Annotated in this window: 20 protein-coding genes; 12 read left to right on the plus strand and 8 right to left on the minus strand. The window is 61.3% G+C overall.

The window, feature by feature from the left end; genetic code table 11:
• Positions 1 to 12: 12 nt before the first annotated feature.
• Positions 13 to 489, plus strand: a complete 477-nt coding sequence (locus AB3N21_RS12235) for a GNAT family N-acetyltransferase (RefSeq protein WP_367935481.1) — start codon at positions 13 to 15, stop codon at positions 487 to 489.
• 416 nt (positions 490 to 905) lie between these two features.
• Here AB3N21_RS12235 and AB3N21_RS12240 read toward each other — a convergent pair whose 3' ends face one another.
• Positions 906 to 1,346, minus strand: coding sequence for an excalibur calcium-binding domain-containing protein (locus AB3N21_RS12240; protein ID WP_367935482.1), 441 nt, complete (start codon positions 1,344 to 1,346; stop codon positions 906 to 908).
• Between the two features lie 196 nt (positions 1,347 to 1,542).
• Here AB3N21_RS12240 and AB3N21_RS12245 point away from each other — a divergent pair, with 196 nt between their 5' ends.
• The 4 genes from AB3N21_RS12245 (at position 1,543) to AB3N21_RS12260 (ending at position 3,912) form a co-directional block, all read left to right on the plus strand.
• Positions 1,543 to 1,881: a hypothetical protein gene (locus AB3N21_RS12245; protein WP_367935483.1), complete on the plus strand. Its 339-nt coding sequence runs from the start codon at positions 1,543 to 1,545 to the stop codon at positions 1,879 to 1,881.
• Positions 1,882 to 1,937: 56 nt separating this feature from the next.
• On the plus strand, positions 1,938 to 2,420 hold the full coding sequence (locus AB3N21_RS12250; RefSeq protein WP_367935484.1) for a HugZ family protein: 483 nt from the start codon (positions 1,938 to 1,940) through the stop codon (positions 2,418 to 2,420).
• A gap of 239 nt (positions 2,421 to 2,659) precedes the next feature.
• Positions 2,660 to 3,685, plus strand: coding sequence for a hypothetical protein (locus AB3N21_RS12255; RefSeq protein ID WP_367935485.1), 1,026 nt, complete (start codon positions 2,660 to 2,662; stop codon positions 3,683 to 3,685).
• Positions 3,682 to 3,912, plus strand: coding sequence for a hypothetical protein (locus AB3N21_RS12260; RefSeq protein WP_367935486.1), 231 nt, complete (start codon positions 3,682 to 3,684; stop codon positions 3,910 to 3,912). The genes AB3N21_RS12255 and AB3N21_RS12260 overlap by 4 nt, the downstream gene beginning before the upstream one ends.
• A gap of 231 nt (positions 3,913 to 4,143) precedes the next feature.
• On the opposite strand, the gene AB3N21_RS12265 is transcribed toward AB3N21_RS12260, so the two are convergent.
• Positions 4,144 to 4,425: an HlyU family transcriptional regulator gene (locus tag AB3N21_RS12265; protein WP_367935487.1), complete on the minus strand. Its 282-nt coding sequence runs from the start codon at positions 4,423 to 4,425 to the stop codon at positions 4,144 to 4,146.
• A 440-nt stretch (positions 4,426 to 4,865) separates the two neighbouring features.
• Here AB3N21_RS12265 and AB3N21_RS12270 point away from each other — a divergent pair, with 440 nt between their 5' ends.
• Positions 4,866 to 5,336 (plus strand): aminoacyl-tRNA deacylase, encoded by a 471-nt coding sequence (locus AB3N21_RS12270; RefSeq protein WP_367935488.1) that lies wholly within the window; start codon positions 4,866 to 4,868, stop codon positions 5,334 to 5,336.
• A 52-nt stretch (positions 5,337 to 5,388) separates the two neighbouring features.
• Here the strand turns inward: AB3N21_RS12270 and AB3N21_RS12275 are convergent, their stop codons facing one another.
• A complete protein-coding gene (locus AB3N21_RS12275) occupies positions 5,389 to 5,796 on the minus strand; it encodes a universal stress protein (RefSeq protein WP_367935489.1) in 408 nt (135 codons plus the stop codon).
• A gap of 170 nt (positions 5,797 to 5,966) precedes the next feature.
• Positions 5,967 to 6,287, minus strand: a complete 321-nt coding sequence (locus AB3N21_RS12280) for an antibiotic biosynthesis monooxygenase (protein WP_367935490.1) — start codon at positions 6,285 to 6,287, stop codon at positions 5,967 to 5,969.
• 174 nt (positions 6,288 to 6,461) lie between these two features.
• On the opposite strand from AB3N21_RS12280, the gene AB3N21_RS12285 reads away from it, so the two are divergent.
• Entirely contained in the window at positions 6,462 to 7,127 is a 666-nt protein-coding gene (locus tag AB3N21_RS12285) for a hypothetical protein (protein ID WP_367935491.1), read from the plus strand.
• A 38-nt stretch (positions 7,128 to 7,165) separates the two neighbouring features.
• On the opposite strand, the gene AB3N21_RS12290 is transcribed toward AB3N21_RS12285, so the two are convergent.
• From AB3N21_RS12290 to AB3N21_RS12305, 4 genes are all read right to left on the minus strand, one after another.
• Positions 7,166 to 9,451, minus strand: a complete 2,286-nt coding sequence (locus AB3N21_RS12290) for a glycosyl hydrolase family 28-related protein (protein ID WP_367935492.1) — start codon at positions 9,449 to 9,451, stop codon at positions 7,166 to 7,168.
• Positions 9,452 to 9,591: 140 nt separating this feature from the next.
• Positions 9,592 to 9,993, minus strand: a complete 402-nt coding sequence (locus AB3N21_RS12295; protein ID WP_367935493.1) for a DUF4864 domain-containing protein — start codon at positions 9,991 to 9,993, stop codon at positions 9,592 to 9,594.
• 48 nt (positions 9,994 to 10,041) lie between these two features.
• Entirely contained in the window at positions 10,042 to 11,616 is a 1,575-nt protein-coding gene (locus tag AB3N21_RS12300; RefSeq protein WP_367935494.1) for a lysine--tRNA ligase, read from the minus strand.
• Positions 11,617 to 11,750: 134 nt separating this feature from the next.
• Positions 11,751 to 12,680, minus strand: coding sequence for a LysR family transcriptional regulator (locus tag AB3N21_RS12305; RefSeq protein ID WP_367935495.1), 930 nt, complete (start codon positions 12,678 to 12,680; stop codon positions 11,751 to 11,753).
• A gap of 105 nt (positions 12,681 to 12,785) precedes the next feature.
• Here AB3N21_RS12305 and AB3N21_RS12310 point away from each other — a divergent pair, with 105 nt between their 5' ends.
• From AB3N21_RS12310 to AB3N21_RS12330, 5 genes are all read left to right on the plus strand, one after another.
• Positions 12,786 to 13,745, plus strand: coding sequence for a tripartite tricarboxylate transporter substrate binding protein (locus AB3N21_RS12310; protein ID WP_367935496.1), 960 nt, complete (start codon positions 12,786 to 12,788; stop codon positions 13,743 to 13,745).
• A 73-nt stretch (positions 13,746 to 13,818) separates the two neighbouring features.
• Positions 13,819 to 14,289, plus strand: coding sequence for a tripartite tricarboxylate transporter TctB family protein (locus AB3N21_RS12315; protein WP_367935497.1), 471 nt, complete (start codon positions 13,819 to 13,821; stop codon positions 14,287 to 14,289).
• Positions 14,290 to 14,294: 5 nt separating this feature from the next.
• Positions 14,295 to 15,809: a tripartite tricarboxylate transporter permease gene (locus tag AB3N21_RS12320; RefSeq protein WP_367935498.1), complete on the plus strand. Its 1,515-nt coding sequence runs from the start codon at positions 14,295 to 14,297 to the stop codon at positions 15,807 to 15,809.
• Positions 15,802 to 16,899, plus strand: coding sequence for a lyase family protein (locus AB3N21_RS12325; protein WP_367935499.1), 1,098 nt, complete (start codon positions 15,802 to 15,804; stop codon positions 16,897 to 16,899). The genes AB3N21_RS12320 and AB3N21_RS12325 overlap by 8 nt, the downstream gene beginning before the upstream one ends.
• A 95-nt stretch (positions 16,900 to 16,994) precedes the next feature.
• Entirely contained in the window at positions 16,995 to 17,156 is a 162-nt protein-coding gene (locus AB3N21_RS12330) for a hypothetical protein (RefSeq protein WP_367935500.1), read from the plus strand.
• Position 17,157: the final 1 nt, after the last annotated feature.

Here is a 17,157-nt window from a genome sequence, read left to right on the forward strand (position 1 = left end):
CGGCCCCCTCGCATGATCGAGATACGCGAGACCGATCCGGGCGCAGACGATCTCCGCCCGATCCTGACCGCGCATCTGGCTCACAGCCAGCAGGCCGGGCCGGACGAAAGCAATCACACGATGGACATCGCCGCTCTGCGCGAACCCGGCATCCGGTTCTGGGCGCTCTATGACGGTGCGACCCCGCTGGGCTGCGGCGCGCTCAAGGCGCTGCCGGACGGCACGGCAGAGGTGAAATCGGTGCATATCCTGTCCGCTGCGCGCGGACGCGGGCTGGCGCGGTGGATGATGCAGCACCTGGCCGATCAGGCGCGCGCCGAGGGCATCCCGGCCCTGGTTCTGGAAACCGGAGCCGATCATCTGCCGAACTATGACGCGGCCCGCAAACTCTATGAGGCGCTGGGATACAGCTATTGCGGCCCGATCCACGGATACGAACCCGACCCCAACAGCGCCTTCATGCGGCTGGAGCTGACACCGTCCCAGTAGGATGGGGTTTCACCCCATCGCAGCGAGTTAAACCCTCCGGCTCAAGTAACCGGCCTCAAAACCCGGGACACCGTTCCAAAATACTGTGCCCCATCCGTTTGGCACGGGCGTCAACCCGGGCCGCGCCCGACCCTCCCCCCGGGAGGGCGCATTTACGACATCGGGTGAATCTCTGCCGAGGTCGCATGTTTTGAGCGGTCAGCTCTGTTCCGGCGTTTCGCAAGCGCCCACCCAGGATCGGGCGCGGCCCTTGTCACACGCATTCAACCGGCTTGCGGGACAGTTTCCCTGCGCCTCCCGATTCGTGGGGATTGTCAGCAGTCTGGGATGGGTGTCACCCCATCTTTGAACAAGACACGACCGGGCAATCAGGGGACCGAATGATCGGGTAAAACCCCATCCTACACCTGCCCCGTTCAAGGCCTCACGAACTTTGCCCGGCCAAGGGTCCGCTGCCGTGGTTCGGGCGCCTGTGCCGGGCTCGCATTCTGCGGCTGCACAGCCACCTGCTCGGCCTGCCGCTGCGGCTCACACGCCACCCCGTCCCCGTCCACATCGTTGCGCGCGTGATATCCCGGCCATCCCTGATAGGCCGGGGCCATCCCGACCGACTCCGCCGCATCGCACCCGGCGCGTGCGATCAGATGCAGCACCGCCTCTGCGGGTTCATAGGGGCTGGTGCGCAGATAGACGCCCAGCGCGACACTGGCGGTCATCAGCGGGAACCCCACCAGCACGGACAGGATGATCCGCGCAGGCGACAGAGCCCGCGCCCGCAAGGCCTCGGCACGGCGCTGCCGCCGTGAGACGCGGCGGTTCGGAATCTTCGCGTCGCTGGATGCGTTCTGGTCGCTCATGGGCGCAACCTATGGGGCCATTGTGGCGAAGCCATGACCACCCGCAACCATCAGAATGCGCCCCCAAAACCCACCCCCGACGGCGCCCGAATTTGACACATCGCCCCCAAAGCCTGGATAATGGGCCATTATTTTCGCCGGCCCACCCCATTCGGGCCATATATTTCAATAATTTACGATTAACCGGAGCGCGTTCATGCTTCATCTTTTTCTCGGTTACGGTCTCGCCATGCTGACGGCTCTCTTCGTTCTGGGCGGCGACTACCTCATCAAAATTGAAGCCGATGGCGATCTGCCGCTGACCTCCCGCCACATGGTCGGAGGCAGCCTCATCTATGCCGCATCGGCCTTTCTCTGGCTGGTCTGCATGCGTCACGCCACGCTGGCGCAGGCGGGGGTGGCGTTTTCGATGTTCTCGCTGCTGGCGCTCTGCGGGCTCGGGGTCTGGTTCTTCGACGAAAAGCTCCACGCGCGCGAAGCATTGGGCATCGTCTGTGCCCTCTTGGCCATGATGCTGATGGTCCGCATCGCCTGATCCGGAACGGCGATATTCGGCTGGAGGAACCAGGGCGCCCGTGCCAAAACGGGACCATGGCAAAACCCGACCCGTTCCAGCCCGCCGATGACGCCGCCCGCTCCCTCGCCCGCGAGTTGGTGAGGGATGCCACGCACGCCGCACTGGCCGTGCTGCGCCCGGGCACCACGCTGCCCTCGGTCACCCGCATCGCACTGGCCACGGATGCAAAGGGCCGCCCCGTCTCGCTGATCTCGGACCTTGCCCCGCACACCCAGGCACTCACCGACAATCCGGCCTGCGCCCTTCTGATCGGTGAGCCCGGCCCCAAGGGCGACCCGCTCACCCACCCGCGCCTGACGCTGCACTGCTCCGCCCGCCTGATCGAGCGCAACACACCCGAACACACAACCCTGCGCGACCGCTACCTGAGCCTGCGCCCCAAGGTGAAACTCTACGCGGATTTCGCCGATTTCCGCTTTGTGACCTTCATGGTCACCGATGGCCTGCTCAATGGCGGTTTCGGCAAGGCATTCCTGCTGACGCCCAAAGACCTCTGAGTGTGGAACATCGCTAAGCTTTGACTCGCAGCACAGGTTTTCTGAAGCGAGTCAGGCAAACCTAGCCCAAGCGTCAAGCAATTTTGACCCGAGGACGGCTATGCGCGACGGAGCTACCGTTGGCCGCCCACGCATCAACGACCGGTTTCCGAGCAAGATGAATTGATTGACTCTTCTGCCGGCAGTAAACATGAGCAACTCCCGGTCAGAACCAAAGAAATCGTTTTATTAGGTGCAACTTGGCAAAAACCCGAAAAGCAATAATCCTCGACAGAGTTCTGGAAACCTGCCTGCAGTCCGGTGACTTTAATGGTGTGGGCGTGGAGCAGTTGACGCAAGTTAGGGACGCGGAACTGATCACAGAATTGATCGCGGACGACCGGTTGGACCTTGTTCGCGGTGATGGGCACCCAAACCCACATATCAAGGCATTCCAGGCAGAACCGATCGACGTTCAACTTAAGAAAATTGATGAAGCTGGTCTCGCTGGTTGCCTGTATCCCACACCGCAGCTACTTGCCGAACATGATGCAGGGGCCAGTGAAGCCGCACCGTATACCAGAGCGCTTAAGGAAGGTGCTCCTCAGTTGAGTTATCGCGCCTTCGATTTGAGGGCGCTCGAATGGTATCGTAACGATCCGCGCTTCCATTTTGACGTTGATGATATTCACGGGCGGATACTGCAAAAAGATGGTACGCAAGTTGCGGACCGAGCGGTTGTTCTTGACCGGCTCGAGTTCTTTGAATTTGGCTTCGCATACGATGACAACATGCACCGCGCCATTGCAGCCTTCATTCGGTATTTGCATGATCTGCCAGAAGCTCTGCAACTCGAAATGGAAAAACACGAGCTAAGCGGATCGTACAAACTCCATCCGGATTTCATTCGCACCCAGATCATCGGAGACTTCCCCGAGAAAATGTCGATCTACGACGCTTTCCTGCAAGAGAAGCTCCAGATAAATCGATTTTGTGCGCAAATGGGTAGACCGCCGTTGTTTCGATCTGAGTTTGACGATCTCAAGCGTCCGAACGGTTTTGGAGTTCTACTCAGACCGACAAAAAAGGAGTTTCGAGACTTTGCGTTGCTGCTCGATCAACTATTGAGTGACGATTTGAACCGTGAGTTTTTCAAAGGAGATGTCGAGCAAAACCGTTACCTAACCGATGAGGATGGGAAACGTGTCACACAGCCAAAGGTACAATCCAGCTCTTGGAGGAGTGGGTACGCGCGAAGTTCCGGCCTGCCGATGCGAAGCCGATGAAGGAGATGTTTGCCAATTTCCGTGCGGTCCGGAAAGTGCGCCAAAAACCAGCGCACAAGCTGGAAGACAATGAGTTTGACCAGAAGTACGTCGCGGATCAGCGCGAGCTAATCAGCAAGGCCTTTGACGCAGTGCACACTTTGCGAATGGTGTTGAAAAATCACCCAGCCGCACGAAAGGACGAAGTACCTGACTACCTGCGGGAGGCGAAGGTCTGGACAATGTGAAAGTCTGAAATCCAGGTTCGACACCACTTCGCCGACACTGAGAAAAGCGGCCATTCTTGCCAGCCGCAGCATTCGTCGCTATGGGCTCTCTGCTGCCATCGGAGCTAGCGCAGCATCGAGAGGCCCGCCACATCTCGCCTGGATCAACAGCGGCCCAAAGCCGTCATCTACCTTGGCTCAGTGATGCTGCGCGTGCGACCCACATTCCCGGCATCCGCTGCGGGCTTCAAGCTACCGGTTTCCTGAATCGAAAATGCGTTCGCCCTGCTCGTCGATCACCTGCTTCGCCTTAGCGATGCTGAAGCTTTCGGCCTGATCCCGGCTGTCAAAGACATCCGCCCGGATCACCGCATAGGTCTTGCGATCTCCGTCGACGGTCTTTTCGATACGGGCCGACAGGCGGTACTTGCCGCCCTCGGCCATCAGGTCGGGGAAGATGTCGAACCCTTTGTACGCAACCGGCTCTGGATCCGACTTTTCGCCGCCGCCGAAGAGTTTTGAGAAGAGGGACATGGGGCGGCTCCTTTCAGCGTTGCTCGGATCCGAGACTAGCGCCGCTCAAGGCCGGGGTGAAGCGCGTTGTGCGATCAATTCACCGATTGCTCGATCTGATAGCACTCTCCGTGTAAGGTCTGAGCGTCCCGATCCGCGGCGAAAGACCGGAGCCCAGAAAAGCGTTGTCGGACATGGGGACCTCCATTGCTTGTGAGCCAATGCCAACATGCGTTCTGGCCTCCGTCCCTTTGGGCTCCTTGCTGACACTTTCCGCAAGCGCATCTTGGCACTTTAGGTCAGTTCATAAGGTGAAGGTCAAAATCATCTGACCTTCTACACTGAGCCGGGCTTGCCCGACTCGGGCAACGGGCGCACACTATCCCTCTCACATCCACTTATGGCGCCCGGGTTGCGCCACCCGCGCGGACCGGGTCGCCAATGGCTCTACGGAGGACACCATGACCATTGCCGCGCGTCTGAAACACCACCTCGAAGCTCAGGGCCTGCCGTTCGACATGGTCCGCCACCCCTATGCCGCCACCGCCAGCGAGTGCGCCGAGGCGGCCCATGTGCCCGGCGACCATCTGGCCAAATCCGTTCTGATCCACATGGAAGAAGGGCCGATGCTTGCCGTTGTCCCCTCGAACCACCAGGTCGACCTGACGACCCTGCAGGCGCTCCTGTCCCGCCGCATCGGCCTGGCGCCCGAGGCGGATGTCGAAGAGGTCTTCGACGATTGCGATCTGGGCGCGGCCCCGCCGGTGGGCGCGGCCTATGACGTGCCGACGATCATCGATGACAGCCTGTCGGGGCTCGACAAGATCTGGTTCGAGGCCGGGGACCACAAGACGCTGATCGAGATGAAAGGCAGCGATTTCGACCAGCTGATGCAGGATGCCGACCACGGCTCGTTCTGCTGTGTGCACTGATCCCTGACGGTGCGGCCGGTCCCTCGCTGGGTCCGGTCACCCGCAACGGGGTCTACCGCACCACAAGCACCGCGCATTGCGCGTGGCGCACCACATGTGTGGCCGTCGAGCCCAGAAACAGGTCCTGCATGCCCGGCCGGTGCGAGGCCAGAATGATCAGGTCGGGCTTGTTGTTCTCGGCCCAGTCGAGGATCGACCGGCCCGAATGCCCCTCGATCACCTCGGCCTTGGCGTTGGGCAGCTTGGCCGCCAGGCCGTCAAGCTCCTCCTTGATGGCCTTGCGCGCCTCGCTCAGGTATTCGACCGGCATGTAGGAAATCGCATAGTCTGGAATGTGTTCGACCACATGCATAAGCGTGATCTGCGCGTCTTGGGTCGCCAGACGCTGGGCCAGCTTCATCGGGCCGGAAATATCCCGCTCCTCATCGAAAGAGATCGGGACAAGGATGTTGTGATACATGACTCACGCCTCCTTTTCAGATGCAGTCAGCCTGTACGATCCCAACCCGTTCAGCCTTGATTCAAATCAGCTTTGATGCGCAATCCGAAAAATGGGCGCCGGTTTTCGGTTTGCGCGACACCGCGAAAGGACAAAGCGGCGCCGTCGCTTCAGATATGCCTGCCGCCGTTCTACCCAAAGGTTTCGGCCACGTCATACATGACCGGCTCAAAGCTCTTGCACAGCTCATTGATCTTGCGGTTGCGGTCGCGCATCTCACCGGTGCGCAGCATCGCCAGAAAATCCTCGCGCCGCTGCCATTGCGAATAGTTGGCGATCCGGGTCTGCGCGTCGTTCACGTGCAGACCGGCGGCGATGAAACCGGGCTGTTTCGAGATGAAATTGGCATAGGCATCGGTCAGCGCCTCAAGCAGATCCTGACAGGTGCCGGGGGTCATCTCGAACGTGGTGATGACGGTCTGAACGGTTGCGTCCTTGGAAATCTTCGGCATGGGTTTCCTCCCTTGTCTCGCCTTCAGCCTAACACAGCTTTTTCGGATTGCTCGAGATTTTCTGCGTCAATCCAGCCACTTCCGGGATTTCCGGCCAATTGCCGCACGCACTGGGTGCGGCGGCTAACCATCCATTAACCAAGGTTGACGCATGGTTGCCTGCAAAGGGGACCCATGCGCCGTACTTTGCTCGCCATAATCCTGGCCTTGATGGCCACGGGACCGGCTTGTGCCGGGGCCTGGCTGCGCGAAAAGGGTACCGGCTTTGTCGCCGCGACCACCACAGTCCACCGGCTGGAGAAATACGCCTACGAGTACAAATCCTCGCTCTATCTGGAATGGGGCGCCTTCGAACGGGTTACGCTCGGGCTCGACGTGAACGAGCATCAGGGGCTCAGCGGCCACGCCCTGCTGTTTGCACGCCTGCCGATTCACGATTTCGGCAAGGCCGGCCGTTTTGCCGCCGAACTGGGCGCCGGCGCCTATCACTGGCAAACGACATGGGCGCCGATGTACAAGGCGACGCTGTCCTATGGCAAAGGTCTGAACACCGGCTGGGGAAACGGCTGGATCGCGGTCGATACGGCCCTGGAGTATCGCACCGACCAGCCCTTGATCCGCAAACTGGACCTGACAACCGGCTTGTCCTCCGGCAGGCTTCTCGACCCGCTTCTGCAGGTCGAGACAACCTATATCCCCGGCAAACCGTTCTACTGGAGCGTCACGCCATCGCTCATCTACCGCCCGAAACTGCTCAAAAGCACCTGGGTACTCGGCATCGAACAAAACGCCCTGAAATCCCAACCCGGCCTCAAGGTCGCCCTGTGGCGCGATTTCTGAGCGGTCGGGCAGGCCGATACACGGCCCGCCCCTTTCCGTTAACCATCGACCCGCATGATCACCGACACTTCGCCCTTCAACGCCTCGGACCAGTTCAGGCGGATCTGATCCTTGTTGGTGCCCTGCTGCAATTGCACATAAGGGGCCTGGTAACGCACCGCGTTGGCGCCGGTCAGCAAGGGCGCCACCGCCACCACGCTGTCGCAGCCCCGCGCCCGGCCCCAGAACGGCAGCCGGTTGCCGGAACCGATGGTCCAGGTCTTCGCCGCAGAATTCTGCGTGAATTTCAGGCGCAGCGGGCTAACCGCATGGGTGGTCACGTTGTGATAGGTATTGGCTTCGTACACCACGTTGACAAACCGGCCATAGTCGAGACCGGCATGGGTCGTATCCACCCGCTCGGCCCGGTCGATCTTGCCATCGGTCGAACGGAACTTGTTGCCGGTCACGCTCAGCCCGTTCAGGAAATGCCCGGTCCCGTAGGGCCGCACCACGATATAGCTGAACCACGGCGCCACATCACCCGACATGAAGATGTTGTCGGTAATGCTCAGCGCGCTGAACGAGAATCCGGTCACGAAATCGGGCGAGGCGTCATGCTCGTTGGTCCATTCGATGAAACAATTGTCGACATAGTTCTCGGCCACGGTCGACGCGATGAAGTCACTGGTCAGAACCAACCCACCGGTGCGGGTGCCATTGGCCACGCTGTCACCCTGGAAGAAGTGATTGCCCAGAACCATGTTGTTGGTCCCGCTCAGCACCGCGAAATGCCGGAACCTGGTCGCCCGGTTATGGCGCAGCTTGATGTCGTTGGCATTGGCGTTCAGCGCAATCGAGCTGCGGTTCGGAACCGTCTCGGCATCCTCGGCGGACAGGAACTGGCAGCCGTCGATCAGCATCCCCTGACACCCGGTTCCAATGGAGCTGATACCGCGATCCTTGGGACGGCTGATAAAGCAGTTCTTCAGAACAAACGTCGCCCCCGACGGCGCCAGCCGGATGGCGCTGCACCGGCTGTTGCACTGGAACTCGATATCCTCCATGCCGAATTTCGACAGCCCGTTGAACCCCTTGAAATCCAACAGATACTTGAAATCTCGGAAGGTAAAGGTCTGCGTCCCCGCCGCATCGAAAAGCTGCGAACTCAGCGTGATCTCACCGGCGCCCACGTTCTTTGAGCGCACATAGACCTCGCGCCCCACGCCGGCGCCCTGCACCAGCGCACCCACGGGGATATTGGCGATATTGGCCACGTTCGTAAGCTTGAGCGCATCGCTGGGGCTGTAGGTCGCCTGCGAGGTATAGGTCTGCGTGTCCCAGGCGGTGCTGCTCAGCACATCGAACTGCCCGTTGCGGATCACCCGGCGGGTGGAATAGCCAGTCTTGTTCGGCACTGCGGCCTGCATGTCGATAGGCCCGGTCACGGCCACCTTGCGCCCGCCCAGATCCAGCGATTCATGGTCCGAGTTGTTCAACAGCGCCTGAAACGCCTTGCGAAAGGCCAGCGCTTCGTCACCGAATGCCGAGATATATGTCGGCAGGTCGTAGTTCTTGGTCAGCAGCAGCATCTTGTCATCGGGCATCGTCACCGTGCCCTCGAACTCGATCTCGGAACTCATGCTGACCGTCTCGGCCAGCAGATACGTCCCCGCCGGGACCAGCACCTTGCGGCCCTCGGCGGCCTGATCGGCAGCCTCGAACGCCGCCGAGTCGTCGGTCACCCCGTCACCGCGCGCGCCGTAATCGCGCACATCCACCACGCCGATCATGTCGCGCAGGAACACGCCGGTCGCATCGACGATCTCGATATCGTCGATCCGCACGACCGAGCCGTTCGGCCCCTCCAGGTTCAGACCGAAATGCCCATAGATCGCCGCCGCGCCCCAAGGCATGTCCACACCGTTCCGGTGCCCGGTGCCGACAATCGCCGTCACCTCGAAAACCTCGCCGTAATTGGTCAGTGCAACCGCCGGTCCCTGCTCGGTCAGGCCCGCCACATGCACATCGCCCGCGCCCCCAGCCCATCCGGCAATGCGCACGCTCGGCAGCGGCCCGCTGACCGCCTTGACCCGCGCTTTGATCTGCAGATAGCACCCCGGCAGCAGCGGCGTCTGCCCCATATAGCGCAGCTTCTGGGTCGAGCTGATCTTCTGCAGCTCCAGACAGCCGCCGAAATCCGCATCCGCCGGCACATAAGCCGCGATGCCCGACCCCGCATAGGTGTCCGACCCGGCGGTGCCGTCACCGCTCGACCAGACAGACAAACCGTTCTTGAACGCAGGCGGCGTGAATACGATGCCGTCGGTGATTGCCTTGTTCATCCAAATCCCTTTCCCAATCGCGCCGCAGACCACCTGTCAAGACGCATCCGTTCCCGGGTCCGGGTCGCACCCGAACGCGGGCCCTTGGGTACGGGAAGGGGATTAAGCCCGCCTCACGGCACCGTCACGGTGGCGTTGCCTCAGGCCGCGACGCCCGGCGCCTCCAGTATCTGCACACCGTTGATTTTCCAGCCGCTTTCCAGATTAATCATCTGGTAATCCAGCACGTGAACCGCGCCTTTCGCATCCGTGATCCTCACCTTCTGCCACAGCGCGCCGGAGATTTCGCGCAGTTCCAGAAACTCCACCTCGGCAGGCCGCCAGACCATCGGATAGCCATTGCGCACCATCGCCCCAAAATTGTCGGGCGTGCGGAAAATATCGCGGATGCTCGGGCTGGCAAAGGTAAAGGCGGTGGCGAAATCATCCGCCTTGAACGCCTCGATCTGGGCCCGGATATTGGCCTCGATTTCATCGCTCTGGGCCTGCGCGGACACCGCCAGACCAAGGCTCAGAAACACGGCAAGAAACAAATGACGCATGGGGCTCCCTCCTCGGCGTCAGGTAGCCCCATGCGGATCGGCGTCAAATCAGGCCAACTCGCCCGCCAGCCCCTTGTCGATCAAAGCAATGGTCTCGGGCACGCCATAAAGCGCGATGAACCCGCCAAAGCGCGGCCCCTGACTGGCCCCCAGCAGCACCTCGTAAAGCGCCGTGAACCACGCCCGCATTGGATCGAACCGCTCACGCCCGACGGAATAGACCACCGATTGCAGCGCCTCGTCCTCGAGCGGCCCGTCATAGGCCTGCAACTCGGCCTTCAGCGCCTCCAGCGCCTCGCGCTCCTGATCGGTCGGCGCGCGGAACTGGCGGGTGGGTTTCACGAAATCGTTGAAGTACCGCACCGCAAATCCCGCAGCCTGATCCAGATCGGGATGCGTCTCGGCACTCGCCTCCGGCGCATAGCGGCGGATAAAGCCCCACAGAGCATCCTTGTCCTCTGCCCCGGAAACCGAGGCCAGGTTCAGCAGCATCGCAAACGGCACCACCAGATTGCTCTCGGGCACCTCGCCGCCATGGATGTGCCAGACCGGATTATTGAGCTGCGCCTTCAGCTCCTGCCCCGGATAGCCGCGCAGCTGCTGGTGATACTCGTCCACCGCCTTCGGGATCACGTCGAAATACAGCCGCTTGGCCGTCTTCGGCTTCTGATACATGAAGTAGGACAGGCTTTCCGGCGCGGCATAGGTCAGCCACTCCTCCATCGACAGGCCATTGCCTTTCGACTTGGAAATCTTCTGTCCCAACTCGTCATTGAACAACTCATAGCTCAAGCTTTCAGGCGGCTGCTTGCCCAGCGCCCGGCAGATCTTGGACGACTGCGTGACCGAGTCGATCAGGTCCTTGCCCGACATCTCGTAATCCACGCCCAGAGCCGCCCAGCGCATCGCCCAGTCCGGCTTCCACTGCATCTTGACGTTGCCACCGGTGACCGGGATCTCGACCTTCTCGCCATCCGGCTCCTGATAGACGATGGTGCCCTTCTCGACATTGCGCTCCAGCGTCGGCACCTGCAGCACATGCCCGGTCTTGGGCGAAACAGGCAGGAAGCATGAATAGGTCTCGCGCCGCTCCGGTCCCAGCGTCGGCAACATGATCTCCTGGATCTTGTCGAACCGCGCGAGCGCGGTCAGCAGCATCTCATCGAACCGGCCCGAGGCGTAATACTCAGTCGCCGAGGCGAACTCATACTCGAACCCGAAACTGTCGAGGAATTCACAAAGCCGCGCATTGTTGTGCTGGGCAAAGCCCTCATGCGTCCCGAACGGATCGCGCACCTTGGTCAGCGGCAGATGCAGGTCCTGTTGCAGCTCCTCCTGCATCGGCACATTGCTGGGCACCTTGCGGAACCCGTCCATGTCGTCCGAAAAACAGATCAGCTTGGTCGGAATGTCGCTCAGCTGCTCGAACGCATGACGCACCATCGAGGTCCGCGCCACCTCGCCGAATGTGCCGATATGTGGCAGGCCCGAGGGGCCATAGCCGGTCTGAAACAGCACATAGCCCTTTTCCGGCGGAGATTTCTGATAGCGTTTGAGCACCCGCCGCGCCTCTTCAAACGGCCAGGCCTTTGACGCAAGGGCGGTTTCACGCAGTTCAGACATGTCAGTCTCCATCGGGAAAATCGGCGCCGGTCACCCCATGCAACCGGCCCGGCCCCTCCTATTGTGCCAGTGCAGCATGAGTCAATAAAGCGCGGCCAGTTTCCCCGCCCGAGCGCCCGCTAACCGAGGCCGGATCAACCAGGTAGCCTTGGCATCAGGCTGTGCATGGTTTCGCTTGACGAGCACACGCGCTCGACATGCAAGGCGAGAATTTCCCTGAACCGGTCTGCCACCTCGTTGGGCTTTTGCGACTTCGGCAACAACAAACCAAAGGTCATCCATCTCTCGGGCTCGATTGGAACCGCAGAAACCCGGTCCCGAAATAGGTGCGCAACCATCTCATCCGCAATCGTGATCCCCGCACCTTCCGCGACCAGAGCGCAAGCCAGTTGCGATGCGGACACTTCGTGCGTTTTGCGCGGCGTCACGCCTGCCGAATTGAATGTGTCATCCAGCTGATCGCGCAGCAGCAGCCCGTGCATCAGACGAATGACGGTATCGTTGGCAAGCTGATCGGCGGTTACTTTATCCGCATCCGCCAATGGATGATCTTTCGGCACAATGGCCAATGCCCGGACCCGGACCAGCGGTGTTGTCCGAATATCCGGATGGCTGACCGGCAGGGCCGCGATGCCAATATCGTATTCCTGCCCAGCCAGCCATTTTCCAGCCTCGCGACGCGCCCGCACATCAAGGGTCACGTTGACATCGGGATAGTCCTGACTGAACTGCGCCACGGCAGGCGCGGACAAAAACTGGGCGACCCTGGGCATCGTCACGATCCTCAGGCTTTCGGTCCGGCCCGCCCGGATTTCCCCCGCAATGCGGGGAATCTCGTCGAGATTGTCGAGGATACGGCCTGCGTCCCGGTAGAACGCGATCCCTTCGGTGGTGGGCGACAGGCTGCGCCCGCTCCGGTCAAACAGCTTGAGCTTCAGCTCTGCCTCAAGACCGCTGATCAATCTGCTGATGGCAGGTTGGCTTAAATGCATGACCTCAGAGGCGGCGGCAACCGACCCTTCGGAAAAGGCGTAGCGGAAGGCCCGGAGCGCTTTGATGTTCATGATCTCGACTCTTTATCAATTTGCAGCATTAGATGCTATATTTGCAGAAATCACAATGAAAGCGCCTGCTAGAAAGGCTGCGTCACTATTTTTGGAGGAGCCCAAATGAAACGCAGAGCATTCCTTGGTGCTGTTACAGCGGCAGCCGCGCTGGTCGCGACCGCCACCGCCGGCCACGCGGCTGGCTGGCCAAAACGCCCCATCAACCTGGTCGTTCCCTACAAGGCCGGGGGCGGTACCGACGCCTATGCGCGTGCCATCTCTGCCGCTGCAGAAGGCGTGTTGGACGTTCCCGTCGTCGTCGTGAACAAGCCCGGCTCGGGTGGGCTCAACGGCGCCAATGCGGTGGTCGGGGCCCGGCCTGACGGTTACACGATGATGATGACCTCGGGCGGATCTTTCCTGCTCTCGACCATGACGCGGGACACGAAGATCGACGCGCTGGACAGCTTTGATTTCGTCGCACAGGTCGGTCAGCTGCGCACCTCGCTGATGGTGCCGACGGGCAGCCCCTATCAGACCGTGCAGGATGTCATCGACGCGGCAAAGGCCGACCCCGGTTCACTGCGTTGGGCCCATTCCGGTCGCGGTGGTTTCCACCATGTGGGCGGTCTCGGCTTCCTGGCCAATAACGGGATCGAGGCGCAGGATGTCCCATTCAAGGGGGGTGGCCCGACCCGTGCGGCCCTGATCGGTGAGCAGGCCGATTTCGGCTTCCTCGGAGTGCAGCAGCTTCGCGGCTTCGAAGAGCAACTGCGTGCCCTGGCCGTCAACAGCGCCGACCGGGACACCATCATGTCCGATGTTCCCTCCTTCGGCGAACTGGGCGTTCCATTCGCCGCCGTGTCGTCCCCCGTGATCGTGTTCGCGCCCAAGGGCACACCGGCCGAGGTCATTTCCACCATGGAAACCGCACTGGCCGAGATTGCCGCCAAGCCCGAATTTGCAGAGCTTCTGGCCGAACGCGGCACCGGCCCGGTCTATGCAAGTGGGGCCGACGCCAAGGCCGCACTGGCAGCGATGAAAGCGGATGCCGCTCCGTTGGTTGAGACCCTGAACAACTGAGCCGGGTGATGGTTGGGCCGGCATCAGCGCCGGCCCAACCCTCTCATCTCAAGTATTTCCGAAGGAGGATTCCATGCGGGATATGGTCGAAGGAATTGTACTCGCGCTATTGTCTCTGATCGCGATCTGGGGCGCCTGGCAAGTACCTGCCGCAAGCCCCGGCGACACCTGGGCCGGGATCGTGCCCTTCGCGGCCTCGGTTGCCCTGCTGGTGCTGTCCGGCCTGGTACTGCTCAGCGGGCTCCGCGCCACGCAGACAGGCCCCGACATCGCCCAAGAGCGTGACACCGGCGCGCTGGATATCCTGATCCTGTTCGCGGTTGCGCTGATCTATCAGCAATCCTTCCGCTGGTTTGGCTATGTCCTGCCCACGGCCATCGTTGCACCCGTGGTCCTCTACATCTTCGGCGTCCGCAACTGGATCGGGCTGGCCGTATCCATGATCGCCTGCCCGCTCATCTTCCACATCATCTTCTTCGAGCTGCTCGGCGTCTTCCCGCCCTATGGCGAGGTGTTCGACCTGCTCGACTGGTTCCGGGGGTAAACCCAATGGAGATCTTTCCCGCCCTTCTGTCGGTCATCACCGATCCGACGCTTTTGTTCGCCATCGTTCTGGCGGCTGCCGTCGGCATGATCGTCGGCGCCACGCCCGGCCTCACCGCCTCTGCGGCCATCGCGATGCTCCTGCCCATCACCTTCTACATGTCGCCGCTGTTTGCGCTGGCGTTCCTCTATGTGATCGGCAAATCCGGGCGCTATGGCGGCTCCGTTGCGGCCATCCTGTTCAACACACCCGGAACGGCGGCAAGTGCCGCGACGCAGATCGATGGCTATCCACTGGCCCGCGCCGGCAAAGCCGGCAAGGCGATGAAGGTCGCCACGATCTCGTCGGTCATCGGTGACTTCATGGGTGATGTCATGCTTGTGATCGGCGTCGGCTTCATCGCCGCCATCGCGCTCAAGCTCGGCCCGCCCGAGACCTTCGCCATCTATTTTGCGGCCTTCGTGGTGATCGGGTCGGTGATCGGCAAATCGGTCACCAAGGGCCTGATCTCGGCCCTGCTCGGCATCCTCGTGGCCATGGTCGGCCTCGACCCGATCTCCAGCGAGGAACGGTACACGTTCGGCTCATTCGAGCTGTCGAACGGCATCGGCCTGGTCCCGCTCATGATCGGTGTCTTCGTGCTGGGCGAGGTCTTTGCCCAACTCGAAGAGCGCAAGAAGGCAAAAGGCGAGGTCCGGGAAAACGAAAGCGATCCCACCGGGCACAGCCTGAGTTACGAAGAATACAAACCCTGCATCCCACACGCCGTCCGGGGCGGATTCATCGGGGCCGGGATCGGCGTTCTGCCGGGCCTCGGCTCGGCCATCGCGGCCTTCATCTCCTACGGCGAAGGCAAGCGACGCGCCAAGAACGCCGAGCAATGGGGCAAGGGCGCGTTAGAGGGCGTTGCCGCGCCCGAGGCTGCCAACAACGCGGTGTCCGGTCCGTCGATGGCGCCGCTTCTGACCCTCGGTATCCCGGGCTCGACCATCGGGGCCATCCTGCTGGGCGTCTTCCTGATCCACGGTATTCAGGTCGGTCCCACCCTGTTCCTCACGGACAAGGAACTGGTCTATCAGCTCTTTGCCTGCGGGATGTTGGGGATCTTCGCTTACGGGATCATCGGCTATTTCGGCGCCACGCAGGTCGCGCGCCTGATCCTGAAGGTTCCGGTCAACGTGCTCTACCCGCTGATCTTCATAACCGCCTTTGTCGCCGCTTATTCCGCCCGAGGGTCGATGTTCGACGTGACCGTCATGACCGTCGCCGGTTTCGTGGGCTGGCTGATGCGCAAGTTCGACTTCAACGTCGCGGCCTTCGTGATCTCGTTCGTGCTGGCCAAAGGGGCCGAGGAAACGTTCCGTCAGGCATTGCTGATGTCCGATGGCGGCGCGCTTATCTTCATCGAACGTCCCATCGCCGCCGGTTTCCTGTTGCTCGGGCTTGTCGCCATGGGCTTGCGTATCCGGTCGATCATGAAAGAACGCCGGATCGCCGAAGGGGGGCTTGGCGATGCTTGACTACCGGATCTATCGCAACTGCTTCTCTTCCGCCGAAATGCGGAGGATCTGGTCCGAGCATGCCACCATCGCCGCCTGGCTCAAGGTCGAACAGGTCCTTGCCCGCTGTCAGGCCGATCTGAATCTGATCCCCGCGGGCGCGGCCATAGACGTCGAAACGGTGGGCATCTCCGATCTGGACACCGAAGCGCTGGCCGCCGAGATGGATCTGGTCGGGCGCCCCATCGTGGGACTGGTGAAACAGCTGCGCGCGTTGGTGGGAGAGCACGGGTGCCACGTGCATCACAGGGCGACCACACAGGATATCATGGATACGGCCATCGTCATGCAGATGAAACTTGGCCTTGCGGAAATTGAGACCGGCGCCGCCCGGCTGATCGATCTGCTGGACGGCCATATCCGCGCCCATCCATCGACCATGGTCCTGGGGCGCACCAACGGTCAGCATGCGGTCCCCATGAGATTGGCAACCAAACTGGCCGTGTGGCACTCTGAACTGGCGCGGCGCCTTGAGGCGTTGGAACAGGCCGCCAGCCGCGGCCTCAACGTACAAATCGGCGGCCCGGTCGGGGATCTGCGCGGTTATGAGAACGGGTCAGGAGAACGGGTCAAAGCCGCGGTTGCTGCGCGGCTCGAGCTTGGCGCGGTCGATCCGCACTGGCAGAACGCCCGCGACGGTATTTCGGATGTGGTGACCGCGCTCGGTGCCCTCTGCGCCTCGCTCTGCAAAATCGCCCACAACGTAAATCTGCTGTCATCGTCCGACATTGCCGAGGTTTCGGAAGCGCATGCCAACGGCAAGGGCGCCTCATCCTCCATGCACCACAAGCGCAATCAGCGGGCCTCCGAGTTCATGGAGGCGGTGTCCCGTCTCGGCCGACAGAAAGCCGAACAGATCGGAGAGTTCACCCTGCACGAACACGAAAGGTCCGGCGGCGCCTGGATCGGAGAATGGGTGATCGTGCCCGAGGTGTTCCTGCTGACCTCCGGGGCTTTGCACTGGGCACAGGCATTGTTTGAGGGGCTGACCTTCCATCCCGAAAAAATGGCAGAGCGGTGCCATGCGTCGGTCACGGCAACAGCCGTTTAGCGTAGAGATCGCTGTCGAAATCTTAAACTGTCATTATTGACAATTAATGCCTGCCAACCTAAATACTGTCACATATGACAACTTAAGGTGGCCTGATGCGATCTTTAAAACTCACCGTAATGGCGGCCCTTGCTGCCACTGGATGCGCCACCTTTGCCGCCATGGGACGCCGCGGCTTGCCATCGAAATTCGAGGATGCGGCAGTCACCATCGGCGAGGTGGCTGTATCGACATTGCGGCTGAAATACCGGAACTGAC

It is taken from the genome of Ruegeria sp., from assembly GCF_040830605.1.
Taxonomy (GTDB): Bacteria; Pseudomonadota; Alphaproteobacteria; order Rhodobacterales; family Rhodobacteraceae; genus Ruegeria.

Coding starts and splice junctions, on each gene's coding strand:
- AB3N21_RS12235 (WP_367935481.1), top strand. CDS start 13: ATGATCGAGATACGCGAGACCGATCCGGGCGCAGACGATCTCCGCCCG.
- AB3N21_RS12285 (WP_367935491.1), top strand. CDS start 6,462: ATGCGCCGTACTTTGCTCGCCATAATCCTGGCCTTGATGGCCACGGGA.
- AB3N21_RS12305 (WP_367935495.1), bottom strand. CDS start 12,680: ATGAACATCAAAGCGCTCCGGGCCTTCCGCTACGCCTTTTCCGAAGGG.
- AB3N21_RS12280 (WP_367935490.1), bottom strand. CDS start 6,287: ATGCCGAAGATTTCCAAGGACGCAACCGTTCAGACCGTCATCACCACG.
- AB3N21_RS12320 (WP_367935498.1), top strand. CDS start 14,295: ATGGAGATCTTTCCCGCCCTTCTGTCGGTCATCACCGATCCGACGCTT.
- AB3N21_RS12290 (WP_367935492.1), bottom strand. CDS start 9,451: ATGAACAAGGCAATCACCGACGGCATCGTATTCACGCCGCCTGCGTTC.
- AB3N21_RS12300 (WP_367935494.1), bottom strand. CDS start 11,616: ATGTCTGAACTGCGTGAAACCGCCCTTGCGTCAAAGGCCTGGCCGTTT.
- AB3N21_RS12265 (WP_367935487.1), bottom strand. CDS start 4,425: ATGTCCCTCTTCTCAAAACTCTTCGGCGGCGGCGAAAAGTCGGATCCA.
- AB3N21_RS12275 (WP_367935489.1), bottom strand. CDS start 5,796: ATGTATCACAACATCCTTGTCCCGATCTCTTTCGATGAGGAGCGGGAT.
- AB3N21_RS12245 (WP_367935483.1), top strand. CDS start 1,543: ATGCTTCATCTTTTTCTCGGTTACGGTCTCGCCATGCTGACGGCTCTC.
- AB3N21_RS12260 (WP_367935486.1), top strand. CDS start 3,682: ATGAAGGAGATGTTTGCCAATTTCCGTGCGGTCCGGAAAGTGCGCCAA.
- AB3N21_RS12240 (WP_367935482.1), bottom strand. CDS start 1,346: ATGAGCGACCAGAACGCATCCAGCGACGCGAAGATTCCGAACCGCCGC.
- AB3N21_RS12295 (WP_367935493.1), bottom strand. CDS start 9,993: ATGCGTCATTTGTTTCTTGCCGTGTTTCTGAGCCTTGGTCTGGCGGTG.
- AB3N21_RS12330 (WP_367935500.1), top strand. CDS start 16,995: ATGCGATCTTTAAAACTCACCGTAATGGCGGCCCTTGCTGCCACTGGA.
- AB3N21_RS12325 (WP_367935499.1), top strand. CDS start 15,802: ATGCTTGACTACCGGATCTATCGCAACTGCTTCTCTTCCGCCGAAATG.
- AB3N21_RS12310 (WP_367935496.1), top strand. CDS start 12,786: ATGAAACGCAGAGCATTCCTTGGTGCTGTTACAGCGGCAGCCGCGCTG.
- AB3N21_RS12250 (WP_367935484.1), top strand. CDS start 1,938: ATGGCAAAACCCGACCCGTTCCAGCCCGCCGATGACGCCGCCCGCTCC.
- AB3N21_RS12315 (WP_367935497.1), top strand. CDS start 13,819: ATGCGGGATATGGTCGAAGGAATTGTACTCGCGCTATTGTCTCTGATC.
- AB3N21_RS12270 (WP_367935488.1), top strand. CDS start 4,866: ATGACCATTGCCGCGCGTCTGAAACACCACCTCGAAGCTCAGGGCCTG.